This is a genomic window from Streptomyces regalis, from assembly GCF_001509475.1.
GTDB lineage: Bacteria > Actinomycetota > Actinomycetes > Streptomycetales > Streptomycetaceae > Streptomyces > Streptomyces regalis.
Genome location: NZ_LLZG01000412.1, coordinates 18,992 through 37,495, shown reverse-complemented (window position 1 = coordinate 37,495; position 18,504 = coordinate 18,992). Strand labels below are relative to the sequence as shown.

Annotated in this window: 20 protein-coding genes and 2 pseudogenes; 16 read left to right on the top strand and 6 right to left on the bottom strand. The window is 68.7% G+C overall.

Annotated elements, in window-relative coordinates:
- Positions 1 to 6 precede the first annotated feature (6 nt).
- Positions 7 to 420 (top strand): hypothetical protein, encoded by a 414-nt coding sequence (locus tag ADL12_RS46720; RefSeq protein WP_062715030.1) that lies wholly within the window; start codon positions 7 to 9, stop codon positions 418 to 420.
- Between the two features lie 343 nt (positions 421 to 763).
- Here the strand turns inward: ADL12_RS46720 and ADL12_RS54740 are convergent, their stop codons facing one another.
- Positions 764 to 1,222 carry a hypothetical protein gene (locus ADL12_RS54740; RefSeq protein ID WP_159053510.1) on the bottom strand — a complete coding sequence of 153 codons (459 nt, stop codon included), beginning with the start codon at positions 1,220 to 1,222 and terminating at the stop codon, positions 764 to 766.
- 443 nt (positions 1,223 to 1,665) lie between these two features.
- On the opposite strand from ADL12_RS54740, the gene ADL12_RS46710 reads away from it, so the two are divergent.
- The 9 genes from ADL12_RS46710 to ADL12_RS46675 all read left to right on the top strand — a co-directional run bounded on the left by ADL12_RS46710 (position 1,666) and on the right by ADL12_RS46675 (position 5,929).
- Positions 1,666 to 2,001, top strand: coding sequence for an ArsR/SmtB family transcription factor (locus ADL12_RS46710; protein WP_062715053.1), 336 nt, complete (start codon positions 1,666 to 1,668; stop codon positions 1,999 to 2,001).
- Positions 2,001 to 2,732, top strand: coding sequence for a cation efflux transmembrane domain-containing protein (locus tag ADL12_RS46705; protein WP_062715028.1), 732 nt, complete (start codon positions 2,001 to 2,003; stop codon positions 2,730 to 2,732). Before ADL12_RS46710 ends, ADL12_RS46705 begins: the two co-directional genes overlap by 1 nt.
- A gap of 157 nt (positions 2,733 to 2,889) precedes the next feature.
- Positions 2,890 to 3,225 carry a hypothetical protein gene (locus ADL12_RS46700; RefSeq protein WP_062715027.1) on the top strand — a complete coding sequence of 112 codons (336 nt, stop codon included), beginning with the start codon at positions 2,890 to 2,892 and terminating at the stop codon, positions 3,223 to 3,225.
- Positions 3,222 to 3,668 (top strand): MerR family transcriptional regulator, encoded by a 447-nt coding sequence (locus tag ADL12_RS46695; RefSeq protein ID WP_062715024.1) that lies wholly within the window; start codon positions 3,222 to 3,224, stop codon positions 3,666 to 3,668. Before ADL12_RS46700 ends, ADL12_RS46695 begins: the two co-directional genes overlap by 4 nt.
- Positions 3,649 to 3,798: a hypothetical protein gene (locus ADL12_RS54735; RefSeq protein ID WP_159053509.1), complete on the top strand. Its 150-nt coding sequence runs from the start codon at positions 3,649 to 3,651 to the stop codon at positions 3,796 to 3,798. The genes ADL12_RS46695 and ADL12_RS54735 overlap by 20 nt, the downstream gene beginning before the upstream one ends.
- Positions 3,799 to 4,353: 555 nt before the next feature.
- On the top strand, positions 4,354 to 4,707 hold the full coding sequence (locus tag ADL12_RS46690; protein ID WP_062715022.1) for a PadR family transcriptional regulator: 354 nt from the start codon (positions 4,354 to 4,356) through the stop codon (positions 4,705 to 4,707).
- Between the two features lie 12 nt (positions 4,708 to 4,719).
- Positions 4,720 to 5,283, top strand: a complete 564-nt coding sequence (locus ADL12_RS54730; RefSeq protein WP_062715019.1) for an HAAS signaling domain-containing protein — start codon at positions 4,720 to 4,722, stop codon at positions 5,281 to 5,283.
- Positions 5,284 to 5,413: 130 nt separating this feature from the next.
- Positions 5,414 to 5,668: a PLD nuclease N-terminal domain-containing protein gene (locus ADL12_RS46680; RefSeq protein ID WP_062715017.1), complete on the top strand. Its 255-nt coding sequence runs from the start codon at positions 5,414 to 5,416 to the stop codon at positions 5,666 to 5,668.
- 33 nt (positions 5,669 to 5,701) lie between these two features.
- Positions 5,702 to 5,929, top strand: a complete 228-nt coding sequence (locus tag ADL12_RS46675; protein WP_062715015.1) for a hypothetical protein — start codon at positions 5,702 to 5,704, stop codon at positions 5,927 to 5,929.
- Between the two features lie 717 nt (positions 5,930 to 6,646).
- Here the strand turns inward: ADL12_RS46675 and ADL12_RS46670 are convergent.
- Positions 6,647 to 7,408 carry an ATP-binding cassette domain-containing protein gene (locus ADL12_RS46670; protein ID WP_062715013.1) on the bottom strand — a complete coding sequence of 254 codons (762 nt, stop codon included), beginning with the start codon at positions 7,406 to 7,408 and terminating at the stop codon, positions 6,647 to 6,649.
- Positions 7,409 to 7,680: 272 nt separating this feature from the next.
- On the opposite strand from ADL12_RS46670, the gene ADL12_RS46665 reads away from it, so the two are divergent.
- Both ADL12_RS46665 and ADL12_RS46660 read left to right on the top strand, forming a co-directional pair.
- Positions 7,681 to 8,718, top strand: coding sequence for a substrate-binding domain-containing protein (locus tag ADL12_RS46665; protein ID WP_167364482.1), 1,038 nt, complete (start codon positions 7,681 to 7,683; stop codon positions 8,716 to 8,718).
- 48 nt (positions 8,719 to 8,766) lie between these two features.
- Positions 8,767 to 9,780 (top strand): ABC transporter permease, encoded by a 1,014-nt coding sequence (locus ADL12_RS46660; protein WP_208614768.1) that lies wholly within the window; start codon positions 8,767 to 8,769, stop codon positions 9,778 to 9,780.
- Positions 9,781 to 9,801: 21 nt separating this feature from the next.
- Here ADL12_RS46660 and ADL12_RS46655 read toward each other — a convergent pair whose 3' ends face one another.
- Both ADL12_RS46655 and ADL12_RS54725 read right to left on the bottom strand, forming a co-directional pair.
- Complete coding sequence (locus ADL12_RS46655; protein ID WP_062715011.1) at positions 9,802 to 10,065, bottom strand: hypothetical protein; 264 nt, start codon at positions 10,063 to 10,065, stop codon at positions 9,802 to 9,804.
- Positions 10,066 to 10,070: 5 nt separating this feature from the next.
- Positions 10,071 to 10,295, bottom strand: coding sequence for a hypothetical protein (locus tag ADL12_RS54725; protein WP_159053508.1), 225 nt, complete (start codon positions 10,293 to 10,295; stop codon positions 10,071 to 10,073).
- Positions 10,296 to 10,946: 651 nt separating this feature from the next.
- Here ADL12_RS54725 and ADL12_RS46650 point away from each other — a divergent pair.
- The 4 genes and pseudogenes from ADL12_RS46650 to ADL12_RS46640 all read left to right on the top strand — a co-directional run bounded on the left by ADL12_RS46650 (position 10,947) and on the right by ADL12_RS46640 (position 16,012).
- Positions 10,947 to 12,467 (top strand): NCS1 family nucleobase:cation symporter-1, encoded by a 1,521-nt coding sequence (locus ADL12_RS46650; RefSeq protein ID WP_062715047.1) that lies wholly within the window; start codon positions 10,947 to 10,949, stop codon positions 12,465 to 12,467.
- A 605-nt stretch (positions 12,468 to 13,072) separates the two neighbouring features.
- Positions 13,073 to 13,195: pseudogene (locus tag ADL12_RS53605) on the top strand (GTP 3',8-cyclase MoaA); the annotation flags it as partial.
- Between the two features lie 25 nt (positions 13,196 to 13,220).
- Positions 13,221 to 13,587: pseudogene (locus tag ADL12_RS46645) on the top strand (molybdenum cofactor biosynthesis protein MoaE); the annotation flags it as partial.
- Between the two features lie 541 nt (positions 13,588 to 14,128).
- A complete protein-coding gene (locus ADL12_RS46640; protein WP_062715009.1) occupies positions 14,129 to 16,012 on the top strand; it encodes a PA domain-containing protein in 1,884 nt (627 codons plus the stop codon).
- Between the two features lie 207 nt (positions 16,013 to 16,219).
- On the opposite strand, the gene ADL12_RS46635 is transcribed toward ADL12_RS46640, so the two are convergent.
- Together ADL12_RS46635 and ADL12_RS46630 are read right to left on the bottom strand one after the other, a co-directional pair.
- Entirely contained in the window at positions 16,220 to 16,861 is a 642-nt protein-coding gene (locus ADL12_RS46635; protein ID WP_062715006.1) for a Rid family hydrolase, read from the bottom strand.
- Positions 16,858 to 18,459 carry a flavin monoamine oxidase family protein gene (locus tag ADL12_RS46630; RefSeq protein WP_062715005.1) on the bottom strand — a complete coding sequence of 534 codons (1,602 nt, stop codon included), beginning with the start codon at positions 18,457 to 18,459 and terminating at the stop codon, positions 16,858 to 16,860. Before ADL12_RS46630 ends, ADL12_RS46635 begins: the two co-directional genes overlap by 4 nt.
- Positions 18,460 to 18,504: the final 45 nt, after the last annotated feature.

Sequence of the window (18,504 nt, the reverse complement as noted above, 5' to 3'; positions counted from 1 at the left end):
TCCCTCATGAGCAGATTTGCCGAAGTCATCGTGCTGGCCAGCAACGAAGAAGAGACCATGGAGCCGCTGACCCGGCCAGACGACAGTCGAGAGTGGTCAGGATGTTTCACCGATATCGGACATGGCATGTTCGGCGGCTGGGCCATTGAGTTCGTGCGGCGGTCCAGATGGATCGGACTGCTGGAACACCTTGAATCGTTGCCCTGGAAATCACCGCACTCAGTACAGGTGCTGGTTCACGACGAGGAGGATGAGTGCTTTGGCCTGTGGATGATCCACGACGGCCGACTCGTGGAGATACCTCTGCCGCGCACCCGCCGGGCGTTCTGGCCGAGCCCCTTCACGGGTGAGGTTGATCCGGACTCCCCCGGGATCCTCATCCGCACAGACGGACCCGGCGGCTGGCCTGACGGGGGCTGAGCGTGACATAGCAAGCTGCCCGTGGGCTGGTCACCTCCGGTCGTTGTACAGCAGGCGGATCAGAAGGCTTCTGACATCCACGGCTGACACCAACGACGCCGGACGGGCGTACACCAGCGTCCCTGTCCGACCATCGCACCAGTCGACGACAGCAGCTGAAGCGAGCTCGGCTCGAACTTCTAAAGCGGTGGTCAGCAAGCCGTGGACCATCTGTGGACAGGCCCGACCTGCCCACGCTCAGGCGAGGCTGTCACCAGCCGCTTCGCCTGGGACCGAAGAGCTCTCCGGAGCCGTGTGCGCAAGTCCGAACCTGGCGGGGAACCCGCCTCACGGCAGAGCGTTCTCAGCCCAGATCGTGAATCTTGGTGGCTAAGTCATTTGCCTTCTCGGTGAGGACATTGGCATGGCGAGCCTGTTTGGCTGCGGCTCGGGCCCGAGCATCGGGATCGGCGCGCGGCTGGTGGAACGTCGTGGATGCTTGGTCGTACGCCGTGCAGATCTCCACAAGAAGAGCCTCAAGCTGTGGCCACTCCCTCGCGACGTACGGGCGCATTTCTTTGATGCAGTTCCTTGACTCCAGGCCGTTCGCCCCCGTCCACCAAGCGCGATTCCGATAGTCATCGGCCGCGTCCTGACCGATACGGCGCAGTTTAAGGACGTGATCGCGAAGCTTCGCGAGTTGCTCTTGCGGCTCTCTGCGCGCTCGATCTTGGTGTAACTGGACCGCTGCCCACAGGCCGGCCGGACCACCGACGGCTCCTACGAGCCCGCCCGCAGCCCCGAGCCACTCCAACGCCGACATACCCACACAGTGAGTGAGGCTGAGTACGGCCGCACGCCCAAGCCGCCCAGACGGGTCCGAGCGCGCGGAGCTACGGGGAACACCGGGGACTCAGCCGGCGACCGGCCCCACACCGGCGCCACTCCGCCGCAGGTCAGCCGGGTAATCAGCCTAAGATCACCTTAGCTTCCCAAGCTGAGAGCGCGAGTTCGATTCTCGTCACCCGCTCCAGAGAGAAGCCCCAGGTCAGTAGCCTGAGGTTCGCTTGCTGTCTAGACCATTTTGAGGGGTTCGTACCCTTCGCGTGCCCCAAGTCGAGGCCAACCGCGCCACATGGCCGGCAAATAGCGAGCAAGTCACGTACGCGAAGGGCGGCTTGGTGACATGACCCGGCGTCCCGCCGGAACTGTAACCAAGGGCAGTCCACGCTTTCCTGAATTCAGGATTCTGTGTACCGTGAAGGTGTGCTGACTCTCGCCCCTGACATCGAGGTCCTGGTCCGGTTCGGCCGCGCGCTCGCCGACCCCATCCGCTGCCGCATCCTGCTCGCGCTCCGCGAAGCCCCCGCCTACCCCGCGGACCTCGCCGACGAGCTCGGGGTCTCCCGCACCCGACTGTCGAACCACCTGGCGTGCCTTCGGGACTGCGGCCTCGTCGTCACCGTCCCCGACGGACGCCGCACCCGGTACGAACTGGCCGACGAACGCCTCGGCCACGCCCTGGACGACCTGCGCACCGCCGTGGTCGCAGTCGAAGCGGACAAGACGTGTGCCGACACCGCGGAGAAAGGCTGCTGTTGATGGCCTCCGAGACATCCGGGATATCGATCTCCCTCGGCCCGCCCCCAGCCCGACGCGACGCACTCGCCCGCCGAATACGCCTGCTGGTCACCGCGACCATCACCTACAACGTCGTCGAGGCGATCGTCGCGATCACCGCCGGGACCCTCGCCTCCTCCACCGCGCTGATCGGCTTCGGCCTGGACTCCGTCATCGAGGTCTCCTCCGCCGCCGCGGTCGCCTGGCAGTTCTCCGCCCGCGACCACGCCGTACGCGAGGCCCGCGAGAAGACCACCCTGCGGATCATCGCCTTCTCGTTCTTCACCCTGGCCGCGTACGTCACCATCGACGCCGTCCGCGCCCTCACCGGCACCGGAGAGGCGGAACGCTCCATCCCCGGCATCGTGCTCGCCGCCCTGTCACTGGCCGTGATGCCCTTCCTCTCCGCTGCCCAGCGCCGCGCCGGCCGCGAACTAGGCTCCGCCTCCGCGGTGGCCGATTCCAAGCAGACCCTGCTGTGCACCTATCTCTCCGCCGTGCTCCTGGCCGGCCTTGTCCTCAACGCCACCCTCGGCTGGTCCTGGGCCGACCCCGTCGCCGCCCTCGTCATCGCCGCGATCGCCGTCAAGGAAGGGCGCGACGCCTGGCGTGGTGAAGGCTGCTGCGCTCCAACTGCCCCTTCGGGGGCACCGTCGGCCAACACCGAGGCGGACGCGTGCGGTTGCCGCCCCGGATGCGACTGCTGCAGCTGACCAACCGGCGTATGGCGGGTTCACCCACGGCAGCACGGAGCCGGCCGACGGGCTGAGACACTCGGGCGGCTGCCTGGGCTTGCAACCTGTACCCAGGTACAGGTTTACCGTCGGTTGTGTCGCCGGATGCGGGGACGTGATGACGGGAGTGAGCGCGATGAACGAGGTGGCGTGGGTGCCGCAGTCCTGCACACTGCCCACCGAGGAGCGGCGCCTGCAGCTCGCGCAGTGGGATGCGCTGTTCGCCGAGCGGCTGATCGCGCTGGCCTGGCCAGGGCCGCTCCGTCTGTGCCTGCACCTGGCCGACGGATCAGGTGTGCAGGACCGGGTCCGTGAGCTGGTGCGGAGGGAGAGCGGGTGCTGCTCGTTCTTCACCTTCGAGGTCACCCCGGGCAGGGGCCGGGTCCAGCTGGACATCTCCGTGGACGCGGCGCACGAGACGGTGCTGGAGGCCATCGCTGCCCGGACCGGGGCTGCCGGGGAGTCGCGGTGAGTGCGGGCCTGCGGAGCGGGCAGGTCGCCGAGCAGGCCGGGGTGAACATCCAGACTCTCCGCTACTACGAGCGGCGCGGTCTGCTGGCCCAGCCGGAGCGCAGCCCTGGGGGTCACCGCCTGTACGGCGAGGACGTGGTGACCGTGCTGCGGGTCATCAAGGCCGCCCAGCGGCTCGGGTTCACGCTGGAGGAGGTCGCCGAGCTGCTGGAGGCCGGCCGCCACCGCCACGGACGTCCCGTCGCGGGGCTGCAGGAGCGCGCCGCGGCCAAGCTCGCCGAGGTCGACGCGAAGATCGCCGACCTGACCACCATCCGCACCGCCCTGGCCGAGGCGGTCGAGGCGGGCTGCGACGACCTGACCGTCTGCGCCGAAAGCGCCTGCTGCCCCATCCCGTTCACCGATCTCGCCGGGGAGAAGCGCCATGCCGGACCGTGCTGCTGAGCCGAGCCCCCGCAAGATGGCGAAGGCGCTCGCCGGCCTGGCCGCTCTGGCCTGTGTGGCGTGCTGCGCGTTGCCCGTCCTGGTCACGGCGGGCGTCGTCGGGGTCGGTGCCGGGGCAGTGGCCGGCTGACTGCCCACCGTCGCCGCCGTCCTGGCTGTGCTCGCCGGCCTCGGAGAGGAGGCGCCGGTGTCCAGGGCGTCGCAGCCGATCGAGTCCAGGAACTCGGCGGCGATCTTCTTGGCGTCCGTGTCGTCACCAACGCCGGCGAGGGCCGACGGGGCGGGATGGCCGCTGAGTCGGCTCAGGTTGCCGAAGTGGACGTAGAGGATGTTGCTCATCGCGTTGAGCAACGGCTCGGCGGAACCGTGCGGTAGGCATGCGGTAGGCATGCGGCGGGATGGTCACCCACGATGTCGCCCGCGGCCGCGGCCTCCGCGGGGGCCGCACAGACGCGCGGGCCCGGTTCCGCCACCAGGCGCACTCCGGCGGGTAACTGTGCTGTCGGCTCCAAGTCCCGTATCGCGGGCTACCAGCCTGGGTGGGCCGGGATCCACGAGGCATGCGTGGCGAGGTGGGGCGTGTCAGCGCGGTGCCGTACAGCCCGAGTCGCACGCCCGAGGCCGCACCCCGGTTGCGCCGACATCACCTTTGGACTTCTCGATATAACCAGGTACTGTGCAATGCATGGAACCTGACATCGCAGGTAAGCCTGTCGCAGGCAAGGCGGAGAGCCAGCTCCGCAAGGGAGTGCTGGAGTACTGCGTGCTTGCGATCTTGCGGGAGGGTCCGCGCTACGGCGTGGAGCTGCTCGAAACCCTCGGCGCGGTGAACGTCATGGTCACGAGCCAGGGGACCATCTACCCCTTGCTGTCACGGTTGCGCCGTGACGGACTGGTCGAGACCCGCTGGCAGGAGTCCCCCAGCGGGCCCCCGCGGCGCTACTACGAGTTGACACCGTCGGGGCATGCGGCGCTGAAGGAGTTCACCGCCGTCTGGCCGCACTTCCGTGACGCGGTCGACCACTTCATCACCGACTGACAGGAGACCACCGTGACGATCACCGAGCACCCGCTGGTGGAGAGTTACCTGGCCGCCGTGGCGCGTGAAACGGCCGGACTCAGCCCGGAACGCCGCAACGAGCTGCTGGCCGACCTGGAGGAGCACATCGCCGTGACACTCGCGGAAGAGTCCGCATCCGGCGACGACGGGATCCGCACCGTGCTCACCCGCCTCGGCGACCCGCGCACCATCGCGGCAACCGCACTCGGTGACGAGCTCCCCACCCCGCAGGTGAGCCGAGGACGCACCCTCGCTCTCTTGGGGCTGCTGGCGGTGACCGGCCCCCTGACCATCTTCGGACCCCTGCTGGGCGGCCCCGCCCTGATCGGCGCGATCTGGTGGCTGTGGGCCGCGCCGCAGTGGCGCAACCGGGACAAGGCGATCGCGACGGCCGCCGCCCTCGTGCCGCCGCTGTTCGCCGTGTCGCAGTGGGTGGTCCCCGCGGGCACGCTGAACTTCGGCCTCGGAGCATTCATCCCGGTCCTCCTGGCCGTCCTGCTGCTCCCGGCCGCCGCCGGCGTCCACCTGCTGCGCTCCGCACGGCGCCTGTCATGACAGGTGCTCCCCCCATGACGCAGTCGTCCTGACACAGCCGGACTTCCCTACACAGCCGGACTTCCATCAACCGAGGCCCCTCGACCGGGCGCTCCGGCAAGCCCCCCCCCACCAGCAAGAGGAATGAACGATGCAGGAACAGCTCGCACACCAGATAGCCCTCGCCTCCACGGGCGATGTCGTGATCGCCTGCGCAGGAGCTGCCGCGGTGATCGGCGCTCTCGCGTTGTACTACGGCGCTCTGCTCAGCATCGTCAGGTCCGACCTCACCGGAGGGATGAAGCTCGTCTGGGTCGTCTTCGCCTTGATGGCCCCCCTCCTCGGGTGCGTGCTCTGGTTCCTCGTCGGCCGCCGCGACGCCCAGCACCGGCCAGGCATCGCCTGACTCCGGGAAAGCTTCTCCAGGAAAGGTGGAGGCATGGCCAAAGCTGTACACGCGGCTCTCGGGGGCGTGTGGATCAAGTGCAACTTCTGTCAGGGTGACCTGTTCAGGGACCGTGAGGTGAAGCTCAACAGCTCCGGCATGGAGTTCATGAACCTGGGCTGGGCGAACGAGTCGGCAACCGGCCTGATCTGCTGGAACTGCGGCTATGTGCAGCTGTTCGTGAACAGGAACCTCGAACTGTACAAACAGAGGAAGGGCTGAGTTCCGGCCGGCGGGTCGTGCGCGCAGCCAGAGACGCAGGTGGAAGAACCTGCTGAAGTGGGGGACGCTGGAGAAACCCGAGCTGCGCCGCCATCCGGGCGGCGGAACGGTCGCTATGGGCCAAGCTGAGAGCGCGAGTTCGATTCTCGTCACCCGCTCCATGATGAAACCCCAGGTCAACGGCCTGGTGCTGGTCCGTTGTCGCGAGTTCTCGGCCGACTCCGGCTTACCGGGAGTTCGAAGATCGGGCACACGGAGGGCACGGGTCTTCAGCAGGTACAGCAGACTCCGACGCTCGGTGAGCGCCCTGCCCTCTGCTCTGCCCTCGGACGCGAAGACATTGCTGCGCCAGTAGGGAAGGCTCACGCGCAAGGGGGTCGACACCGTCGAGAACGTAGTCGGAGTCGTGGAAGCCCTGGCTTCCTCCCTCGAAGATGACCCTCTGCCATTCAAGCGTCTCGACTACATGGTCGGCCTGATCGTCAGGCCGGCTTCGCAGACCTGCGGACCACCCTCGGCCTGCAGCCGTGGCGGCGCCTCCTCGAAACCTGGGCCGCCCGGCACGTCTTCACTCACGCAATATGCCGCCGAGCCAGCAGCCTGAACCGCCCGTCTCCGCGACCATGTGCAGGCCCTCACGACAGCCTGCCCGACGTACGCGCCACGCACAGCAGCCGAGACGTCAGCAGTTGCAGCTGATCTGCCCGATCGCGCGGGTCAGTCGATGCTTGTGGCGCCGACGATGGAGGAGAAGATCCTGTCCTGGGGTGTGGTCGGCACGTGGAAGAAGCCGTTGTTGCGGCCCAGCCGCAGCACCGCCGCCTCGTCCGCCACAGCCTTGACGTCTCCCAGGTTGTGGCTGATGAGAATCACCCCTATGTCCTGTTCGCGGAGCTCGTCGACGATGTCGAGGACGTGGCCGGCCTGAGAGACGCCCAGCGCCGCGGTGGGCTCGTCCAGGAGGACGGCCTTCGGCTTGCCGAGAAGCGCGCGGGAGATCGCCACGGTCTGCCGCTGGCCCGCGGACAGGGCAGCGACCGGAGCACGCACGTCGGGCACTCGGATGCCCAGTGCGTCGAGCTGCCGTCGCGCCTCCCCGCGCATGCCGCCGTTGTCCATCAACCGGAACAGGCGGCCCCGGACACCGGGGGACCGCCGCTCCCGTCCCAGGAAGAGGTTCTCGGCGACATCGAGGTCGTCGCACAGCGCCAGGTTCTGGTACACGGTCGCGATGCCCAGGCGCTGAGCGATCTGCGGGGTCCTGATGTGGACGACTTCGCCCTCCCACTCGATGACGCCCTTGTCGGCCGGGGCGACACCCGCGATGACCTTGATGAGGGTGGACTTGCCGGCACCGTTGTCGCCCAACAGGGCCAAGACCTCGCCGCTGCGGAGCTCAAGGTCGATGTCCTCGAGGGCTTGGACTGCGCCGAATCGCTTGGAGATCCCGCGCAATGAGAGCAGGGGCGGCCCAGTCACGCGAACCTCACCCTCTCCGCCCGATCGCGTCCCCTTGGCACGATCAGGACTCTGGCTGCCGGATCACCATCTTTCGCCCCTCTCACGACGGGCGCAACCCTCGGCCGGATCCGGCACCGAGCGGAAAAGGAGATCGGTCATGGCCGGCGAAGAGAGGTTATCGGAGCGGATGTGATGGATATTTATTGACAGATATTTACTGACAATCCGGACACATAGGTGAGCCTCAGAGGCTTCCAGACACTGGCCGCCGCCGGAGGAGGGTGTCACCGATGGCGCACCATCACACCGTCCGCAGGCACAGCCGGCCACGGCGTTCCCGGCAGGGGGCCACGCTCCTCGTGGTGGGCACGTTGCTGCTCGCCTCCGCCTGTGGTGGGGGTCAGGACTCCGCAGGAGAGGGCGGGACACAGAAGGTCACGATCGGGCTGGTGACCAAGACCGAGACCAATCCGTTCTTCGTGACCATGCGCAAGGCCGCCGCGGACGCGGCCAAGAAGAACGGCGCCGGGTTCATCGCCCTGGCCGGCAGGTTCGACGGCGACAACGAGGGCCAGGTAGCCGCGGTGGAGAGCCTCATCGCCCGCGACGTACAGGGAATCCTGATCACGCCGTCGAACACGACGGGGGTCCTCGGCGCCATCGCGGAAGCCCGGCGACAGGGCATCCTGGTGATCGCGCTGGACAGCGCCACGGACCCCGAGGACGCCGTGGACGCGACGTACGCGACGGACAACGTCAAGGCCGGACGCCTCCAGGGCGCCTACGTCAGGGCCGTGCTCGCCGGCCGGCCCCCTGAGCTGATCATGCTGGACGGCACGGAGGGCTCCTCGGTCAGCCAACAGCGCCACGACGGGTTCCTCGAGGGCTTCGGGATCAAGGACGACTCGCCGGCGATCCGCGGACGGGCGAACACCAACGGCGACCGCAACCTGGCGCAGACCGCGACGGAGAACCTGCTGCAGCGCACGACCGACGTGAACTCGGTCTACACCATCAACGAACCGGTGGCCGACGGCGCCTCCGCGGCCATCGGCGCACGCGGTCTCACCCGGCAGGTGACCATCGGCACCATCGACGGCGGATGCGACGGCGTGCGGGCCGTCAGAGCCGGCAAGTACGCGGCCACCGTCATGCAGTTCCCGGTCAGGATGGCCGAGCAGGGTGTGGCCGCAGTCACCGAGTTCGTCGAGAGCGGGAAGAAACCGTCCGGCTTCACCGACACGGGCACGGAACTCATCACTGACAAGCCGGTGCGGGGACTGGCATCACACGACACGGACTGGGGGCTCCAGCGCTGCTGGGGATGACGGGATGACCTTCGGGCGCCTACCGGTGGAAGGAACCAGTAAAGGATCATGAGATCTCCCGGCACCACCAGCACAACGGGCGAGAAAGGGACGGGCCCCCCGCTGCGGGAGGCACTGCGGTACGCCCTGCGCACGCCGACGGTCGGCCCGCTCACCGCCCTGGCGGTCGCCGTAGTCGTCTTCTCGCTCACGACGGACACGTTCATGACGCCGGGAAACCTGTCCCTGGTGCTGCAGCAGACGATCGTGATCGGCACCCTGGCGCTGGGGCAGTCCCTGATCATCCTCACCGCGGGCATCGACCTGGCGAACGGGGCCATCGCGGTCCTCGGCACCATCGTCATGGCCAAGCTCGTCTTCGAGGGGGGCAACCCCGCGGCGGCGCTGCTGCTCGGCCTGGTCGTGGCGACTCTCCTCGGGCTCGTCAACGGCCTGCTCGTGGCCCGGCTGGGCCTGCCCCCCTTCATCGTCACCCTCGGCGCACTGAGCGTCATCTACGCCACGAGCAGGCTCTACTCCGATTCCCGCAGCTATCCGGTGACCAGTGATCTGCTCGACTTCTGGGGGCACGGCGTCCACCTCGGCGGCGTACTCGTCACCTGGGGGACGTTCCTGCTGCTGGGTCTGTACGCGTTCTTCTGGTACGTGCTCACCAAGACGGGCTGGGGCCGGCACATCTACGCCGTCGGCAACGCACCCGAGTCCGCCCGCCTGACCGGTATCAACGTCCGGCGCACGGTCCTCTCGGTCTACGTCATCGCCGGTCTCCTCTACGGCATCGCCGCCTGGCAGGCCCTCGGTCGCATCCCCAACGCCGACCCCAACGCGTACCAGACGGCGAATCTGGAGAGCATCACCGCCGTCGTCATCGGCGGGACCAGCCTCTTCGGCGGCCGGGGAAGCGTGGTCGGAACGCTGATCGGAGCGCTCATCGTCAACGTGCTCCGCTCCGGCCTCACCCAGGCGGGCATCGACAGCCTCTACCAGGATGTCGCGACCGGGACCCTCGTCATCGTCGCGGTCGGCATGGACAAGGTCCTGCGCAGAGGCGGCACCCGCTGACACCGGCGAACAGCAGCGCTCCTACAGGCGGACGGCGATCAGCGCGATGTCGTCACGCGCGCCGCCACTGACTCCGAAGCGGGCCGGCAGTGCGTCCGTGAGGTCCTTGTTGTCCAGGCCTGGTCTGGCGCCCGGCGTGCAGATGCCACCTGGTGTCGGGCCCGTCCGACGACCCGGGGCGATCCGAGTGGGCCGCGCGTCCTTGCCACCCTGTGGCGGCGGATCGTCGGCCTGCCGCGCGGTTCGGTGGTCCTGGCCGGGGGCGAGACCCACCTGCAACGTCACCGCGCCTACGGGCCACATGGCCCCTGCACGGCGCCCGTCACCGGGGCCCGCCCCGGAACCAGCCGCCGACGGACGCTCTTGGCGTCCTCGACCTGGCCACCGGTGCTGGGCACCAGGCCCCTCGGACGGCGCTCCGCCGCCGAGTTCACCGCCTTCCTCCAGGCGCCGCAGGACGCCTGCCCCACCGTCCCGGCGGTCGCGGCGATCTGCGAGGACGACAGCGTCCACAACGCCGAGGCCGTGACCGGTGGGCCGACCGCTCACGGCCACATCCGTTCCGCCATGGAGACGTACACGGTCGGCACCGCCGCCGACCGGCCCGGCCGCCCACACCAGGTCCACGCCTTCTTCCGGCACCGCTCACCGGCCCGGATGCCGGCCACTGCCGCACCCTGGACTCGCCCCGGCCACCGAAGAATTGCGCGCACAACCTCAGCGAGCAGCCCAGCAGCCCAGCAGCTCCGCTACGAGTGGCGCCGCCCCCATCGGCACGGACGCCTTCGGCCCCGTACCGCGGTCCTGAGAGCCGTAGCCGCTGGGCGCATCACCGTCCCCGGCCTGGGCGCGGAGGGACACCTTGCCGCCGGGCCGGTGCGGTCGTCGTGCGACCGCCGGCAGAACAACTCCGTTGTCGGCAAAGGGGACTTGGCATCGCCGCCATTGCATGCGATCGATGTCGTCACCAGCAGGAGCGGCACGAGCATGCGCCGCGCATCAGGCACTGATCAACCGGCGACTCGATACGGAAATGGAAGAGATTTTCCGTTGACGAGTCTGCTATACGCCCGACATGCCGGTGCAACATCCGGGCCGTTAGCTGCCGCATCAACCGTCCGGCGCGACGCCGGTAGGGGATGGGGCACAGCAAGAAGGAGCAGGACATGACGGCCACGGACAGCGCGGACGCGGACAGAACCGCCACCCCGCCCGGGTACTCCCCCCGTCTCTACAACGCGGATCTCGCCCCCGCCACCGAACGCAAGTGGGGCGCCTTCAGCATCTTCAACGTCTGGACCTCGGACGTGCACAGTCTGTACGGCTACTTCCTGGCCGCCAGCCTGTTCCTCGTCGCGGGCAACACCTTCAAGTTCCTCATCGGCATCGGTGTGGGCTCGCTGATCATCTACTGGCTGATGACCCTCATCGGCAAGGCGGGCGTCAAGACCGGTGTCCCCTACCCGGTCCTCGCCCGCGCCTCGTTCGGTACCTTCGGCGCCAACGTCCCGGCTCTCGTACGGGCCGTGGTCGCCACCTTCTGGTACGGCGCCCAGACCAGCGCCGCCGCCGGCGCCATCGTGGCCTTCCTCGTCCGCTACGACGGACCCAAGCATCTGCACGAAACCAGCCGGCTCTTCGACCACAGCGGCCTTGAAGTGCTGTGCTACCTCGGTGTGTGGGCCGCCCAACTGCTCATCATCAGCAAGGGGATGGAAACGGTCCGCCGTTTCCAGGACTTCGCCGGCCCGGCGGTGTGGCTGATGATGCTGATCCTCGCGATCGCGCTGTCCGTGAAGGCCGGGGTGCTGTCCTTCTCCGTCGACATGCCGGGCAAGGACCTGGCCGCGCTCGCCAAGAGCGCCACGGGACTCGATGTCTCCCCGGGCTCGTTCGCCGCGATCGCGGCGATAGCCGCCACCTGGGTGACCTACTTCGCCGCCCTGTTCCTCAACTTCGGCGACTTCGCACGCTTCACCCCCGACGAGAAGGCCCTGCAGAAGGGCAACATCTGGGGCCTGCCCGTCAACCTGATCCTCTTCTCCCTCGTCGCGGCCATCACCACGGCCGCCGCCAGCAAGGTGTACGGGGAGGTCATCCTCGAACCGGCCGAGATCTCCGCCGAGTTCGACAGCGCGTTCCTCGTCCTGCTCGCCGCCCTGACCTTCGCCGTGGCGACCCTCGGCATCAACGTCGTCGCCAACTTCGTCAGTCCCGCCTTCGACTTCGCCAACGTGGCCCCGAAGTATGTGACCTTCCGCAGGGGCGGCCTCATCGCCGCTGTCATCGCGCTGCTGCTCTACCCGCTCCACCCCTGGGACAACGCCCCCAGCTTCGTCAACGCCATCGGCTCGACGATGGGCCCCATCTTCGGTGTGATCGTCGTCGACTACTACCTCATCCGGAAGACACAGCTGAACGTGCCCGCTCTGTACGAGGAAGGCGGGGAGTTCCGCTTCCAAGGCGGCTGGAACGTACGGGCGTTCGCCGCCGCGTCGGTGGCCGCCGTCTTCTCCAGCATCCTCCCCGTCTACGGACCGTCCGGATACGGGGCGACGCTGGGTCCGTACTCCTGGTTCATCGGAGTCGTCGTGGCCGGGGTGCTCTACTTCGCGTTCAGTAGGGGCAAGAGCCCCCTCACAGCGAGGACGGCGGCAACGGAAGCGCCGGAGGCGACAGAGGCATAGCAGTCAGCTTCTTCCAGCAACCCGAGTAGGGCGCCCGACCTCGGCTGATGCCGGTCAGGCGCCCTTTACGTCGTGCAGCGGGCGGTGCTGCAGGCATCCCCACACCCCTGGTGCCGGCTCCCCGATCTCTCACCAGCGCGCAGCACGAACAGCCCCACGACGGCCCCGTCCCGGCAACAGGGTCGGTCTCACTTCGCCGGAGAGGCTGTGCGCTCGCGAAGGCTGCCCGAACCGGATATCCGTACCAGCCGAGCCAAGCGCAGAGCCCGTTCCCACAAGAGCGGACAACCATGGTCAACAGCGGCGCGACCATGCCCGGGCAACGTCGCCAGCACAACGAATCCGCGCAGGTCAGCAGCCCTGCAGCCGCCCAAGCGCCATCGCTTCCCGAGCTGAGAGCGCGAGTTCGATTCTCGTCACCCGCAGCTACGTGCAGACCACGGCGCGCGATGCCTGCCCCGGAGCCGAGGCGGCTGGCTGCTACTGCCAGACGTACCAACGGCAGTGCTACGTACCCGAGTCGTCCCAAAACTCTGTGCTCGTTGTATCGCGCCCCGTGCCGCACAGTGGATGCCGTGCCGCACCGAAGGCCTGGTGAGGCGGCTGCCGACGACGAGGAGAGCGCCCGGATCTGGCGTGAGGCGATGTGGGGCAAGAAGGCGGGTTCGGGCCTCGACGATCCCTCGTTCGTACGGCCGGAAAGGCCGATGTCGGCGATCGGGGGCTGACCGAGTGGCAGAGAGGCATCGCGGCATGGCAGCCGACCGAGCCCACGAGCACCCCGGCGAGCAGGCGCACCCGCGGCCGATCAGTCTGATCGCGATACGGCGGACACCGCTCTCCCTCGACGAGGTCTTCCAAGCCGTCGGCGACGAGGCGGCGGGCGGGATCGCGCTGTTCGTCGGTACGGTGCGCAACCATGACGCGGGCGCGGACGTGGGCGGCCTGGGGTATTCGTGCCACCCGACGGCGGAGGCCGAGATGCGGCGGATCGCGGAGAAAGTCGTGGCGAATCACCCGGTGCGTGCCATCGCCGCGGAGATGCCTTCGCGGCCTGCAGGAAACTGATCGACGACCTCAAGTACGAGGTGCCATCTGGAAGCACCAGAAGTTCTCGGACCCGGGGTTCTTTGTTGTCCAGAGCGGCCAGGAGGACGACGACGCGGAACCCCGCGTCGGACTTGGTCGGGCCGGGAGCCCGCCGGCTGGTCCGCTCCCACTCGGCGGCGCGGACGCGAACCACGAGGTTGTCGAGGTCGACGGCCCTCGGTGCAGTGCGGCGGCACGCTCCGGGGCGGGGCCTTGGCGGTGGTGGCGCGGATGGACGGATCGGCGTCGACAGCCACTCCACCCCCGGTGCCCGCCCCGGGGCCCGCGTCGACGAGCTCCGTGCAGGACGCCGGCATCCGCCCGCCGGTTCGCCGCCGGGGTCCGCGAGGCTGAGCCACGCCGGCGAGCCCGCCCGTCACGGTCCGCTGCGGTGAGGCAGAACTTCCTTGACCGCGGCGGCCGCTGACACCCCATCCGAAACCGACGCTGAATACGATCACGTTAACGCGGCTCCACAACCCTTTCCTCACAGGCCACGCACAGAGTACGTTCCCCTCGCTGCCCCCCCGCGCTTCTTCACTCTCACACCAAGGAGAGCCATGGGAAGAGCCATGGGCAGAGCGAGGGTCCGCGTGCGCGCCGCGAGTTGTCTCGCCGCGGCAGGCCTCGTCGCCGGTTCCTTCGCCGGCGTCGCCCGAGCACATGACGGTGTCTCCGCCGACGACGGCGGTATCGACAACGCCGGGGCCACACACGATCACCACAGCCACCAGCACGGTGGTGACGAGGGCCATCTCCCCGCCGGAAGTGAGAACGTCCGGCTCGTCAGCAAACTCGGACTGAAGAACGTCGAGCCCGAGAAGATCGCCGACGTCGGTGTCTTCAAGGGGTACGCCTACCTCGCCGCCTGGGGCGGCGCGACCTGCAAGTACAACGGCGTGCACGTGGTGGACATCCGCAAGCCCGCCGCACCCAAGGAGGTCGCCTTCATCCAGGCGAAGGAGGGCAGCGCACCGGGCGAGGGCATCCAGACCCTGCACATCGACACCCCGTACTTCAACGGGGACGTGCTGGTCAGCAACAACGAGAAGTGCAAGGAGACCGCCGGCTTCGGCGGCATGAACCTCTACGACGTCAGCGACCCGGCGCATCCGACGCCGCTCGCGGAGGGCGTGGGCGACAAGACGGTCATGGGCCAGGGCAAGAAGGACGCCAACGACATCCACAGCGTCTACGCCTGGGACGCGGGCAGCAAGGCGTACGCCGTCATCGTCGACAACGAAGAGGGCCCGGACGTCGACATCGTCGACATCACCAACCCGAAGAAGGCGAAGGTCATCGCGGAGTACGACCTCGACGAGACCTTCCCGCAGATCGTCCAGGACGCCCCGGCCAACCTCACCGAGATCTTCCTGCACGACATGGTCGTCAAGGAGATCGGCGGCCGGCAGATCATGCTCGCCTCCTACTGGGACGGCGGCTACGTCACCCTCGACGTGACCGACCCGAGGAACGTCACCTACCTCGGCGACACCGACTTCGCCGCACTCGACCCCGAGGCGCTGGAGAGCGGGCTTGAGGTGGCGCCCGAAGGCAACGCCCACCAGGCCGAGTTCACCCTCGACAACAAGTACGTCATCGGCGCCGACGAGGACTTCGGGCCATACGCGCTCACCGCCCGCAACGTCACCGACGGCACCGACATCACGGCCGGCCAGGGCAGCAACACCACGCGCCTGGAAGAGGGCCGGACCATCACCGGCGACTCCGTCTTCGTGGGCGGCGCCTGTATCGGCGACCCGGCGGTCCCCGCCGGAGATCCGAACGCCGTGGACGTCGCTGTCGTCGAGCGCGGAGTGTGCACCTTCAGCGAGAAGGTCGCGAACGTCATCGCGGCCGGCGGCTACGACGCCGTACTCGTCTTCAACCGCACCGGAACGGACGCCTGCGACCAGACTCTCGGCATGAGCGTCGAGGGTGACATCCCGGCCTTCGGCGTCGCACCGCGCGGCCAGGGCTTCGCCATCTTCGGCCAGCCCTACGACGACGCGGCCTGTCGGGCCGGAACGGGCCCCGCGCAGCTGCCGGTGGCGCTCGGCACCAAGGGCGACCGGCTGACCTTCTCGTCGTACTTCGACGGCTGGGGCTACGCGCACCTCTACCGCAACGAGAGCGGCAAGCTCACCGAGCTGGACACCTACGCCGTTCCCGAGGCGCACGATCCGGCATACGCGACGGGCTCCGGCGACCTGTCCATCCACGAGGTGGCCGTCTCCGAGAAGCGGGCCGACCTGCTCTACTTCTCGTACTACGCGGCCGGACTGCGCGTCGCGAAGATCGTCGACGACGAGATCGTCGAGGTGGGCCGCTACATCGACGAGGGCGGCAACAACTTCTGGGGCGCCCAGGTCTTCGAGTCCGGCGGCAAGGAGTACGTCGCCGCCTCCGATCGCGACCACGGGCTCTACATCTTCGAGTACACCGGAGGACTGTGAGCAGCGGGCGCGGTCAGGAACGGGGCCGCTGACGACGCGGGGCCGCGCCGATGCGGGCGCGGCCCCGCGCGTCACGCTTCAAGGGCCACACGGCCGCGGTGCCCTCCGCTGCCCCCGCTGTGGTGGGGCCCGGCCGTGGCAGACGGGGCGGAGCCCGGTCCCGCGGACCCCGCCTCGCAGTGCGGTTGCCTGCCTGAACCGGGCTGATCAGCGCTTCTGGTAGGCCGCCGTCACCTCGACCTCGACCAGCCACCCCGGCACGGCCAGTGAGGCGACCTCCATCGTCGCCCGCGCCGGGCGGGACTTGTTGGCGAGCAGCGGCGGCTTGGGGGCGGAGGTACCCATGGGCACCGGCACGACCTCCAGCGACTTGAGGTCGACGTTCGCGAAGTACTGCCGGTACGCGCGGTTCCAGCCCGCGTAGTCGGCGACGGTGGCGCCCGGCGGCTTCATCAGGTAGCACTTCATCGTGATGACATCGGCCGGTGTCACACCCGCAGCCTCGAGGTTGGCCTTGATGTTGCGCAGCACGACGAGCGCCTGCGCCTCGGTGACCGTGACACCCTCGGCCCCCTCGGTGAGGGAGGGGTCGGTGTAGCGCTCGGGCGTGCCCGCCGGAGCGCTGGGGTTGAGCGGGGACGGCCCGAGCCCACTGCTCTGGTAGACGGCCACTTCCCCGCCGGTCGCCACGCCGCCCGCGATGGCGGGGTTGGACTGGCCTTCGGGCAGCATGACCCGTACTTCCTTCGGGCTGGGCCACCAGCCCCGGGCGTCGGCCAGCGCGGTACCACCCGCGAGAAACGCGCCGGTCAGGACCGTGGCGGTGAGGACCTTCGAAGGCCGCTTCATCCGGCCATCACCCTCTCGTGGATGTCGGTGACGACCTTGCGGGCCGAGGTGAACGCGCCGTGCTGCCAGGCGATGACGTGGCTGAGCCAGTCGCCGGCGAAGTAGACGTGCCCTGCGGGCTTGTTCAGCAGCGCGTACTCCGGGCCGCTCTGCGACGGCCAGCCCACCCAGCCGCCCTCGATATGGGGCGTGCGGTGCCAGGCCACGCTGAAGGAGTGGTCGAGCTCGGTGCGGTACTTGTCTCCGTGGATCTTCACGCCCTGGCTCACCGCGCGCCCCACCCGCTGGGCGTGCGGCAGTTCGCTGTAGGCGACGGCGTTGGCGCCGAAGTTGTAGTAGCCGATGAGCGTGCCACGGCGGCCCTGGTAGCCGTACGAGGGGTACCAGATGGTGGACAGGTCCATGTCGGTCGGCGTGATGCCGCCGTAGATGTGCTCGTCGGTCTCCCACCAGCGGCTCCGGTACTCGAGCCCGATCTTGCCGACGGGAGTCGCGACGGGGTACTTCAGCGCCGCGGTGATGCCGGCGCCCAGGTTGTGCTTGACCCGGGCCATGACCATGGGCGGGATCGCCGCCACGACGAAGTCGGCCCGCTGGGTGCGGGTGCGGCCCTCGGCGTCCTCGTAGGTGACCTCGGCGCCGTCCTGGAGGTCCTTGACCTCCGTCGCCCTGGCGCCGTAGGTGATCCGGCCCTGGCCGATGGCCCTCGCCAGCGCGTACGGGATCGCGTCCATCCCGCCCACCGGCTGGAACATCAGCATGGCCTGGTCGTAGCCGAACTCGAAGGAGAATCGCTGCCCGACGCCGCTCGCGACGACGTCCGACAGGGAAGGCACCGGGCCGAGCACCGTGCCCTCCTCGAAGGCCGCACCCGGCTCGACCGAGTAACCGCGCCGGTCGCTGCCGGTGTAGGCGAAGCCGTCGGCCTTGCCCTTGATGGCGCCGAAGTTCTGCAGGAAGGCGATGAGCCGCTCCTTGTCGGCGGCGGTGAGCTCCGTGTCCAGGGCACCCTGGTCGGTGGCCTTGGCGAGCAGTTCGGAGACATAGCCGTAGACATCGGCCTTCGCCGTGCGCCAGCGGATCGCCTTGCCCGCGAGGGCGGCGCTGTTCTCGTGGTAGATGTACGCGTTGGCGTTCTGGTTGGTGAACACCTGGAGGGGAACGCCGAGTTCGCGGCAGTACTCGAGCGTGACGTGGGACTGCGGCAGCCGGGCCGGGCCCGCGTTCATGTACTGGCCCTTGGAGAACGAGCCCGTCTGGGTGCGCCCGTCGAGGTCGGTCAGTGTGGTGCCGTCGCGGACCGTCCAGTTGCGGCCGCCCGGACGGTCCTTCGCCTCCAGAATCCGGCAGTCGTAGCCTGCTTTGCCCAGTTCGTACGCCGTCGCCAGGCCCGCTATGCCGCCGCCGAGTATGACGACTTTCCTGCCACTCCGTCCGGTGAGTGCGAAGTCGCCGCTCTGGGGCGCACGGTACTCCTCGGCCCTCGCGTCCGGGACCGGTGCGAGACCCAGGGCTCCCATCGCCGAGTACAGCATTCCGGCGCCGCCCGTGATCCCGACCGATCTCAGGAAGTCACGGCGAGATGCCTCTGCAACCATTCAATCCTCCTCGCCCGCGGCCCACGGCCGGGGAGGGCCGTGGCG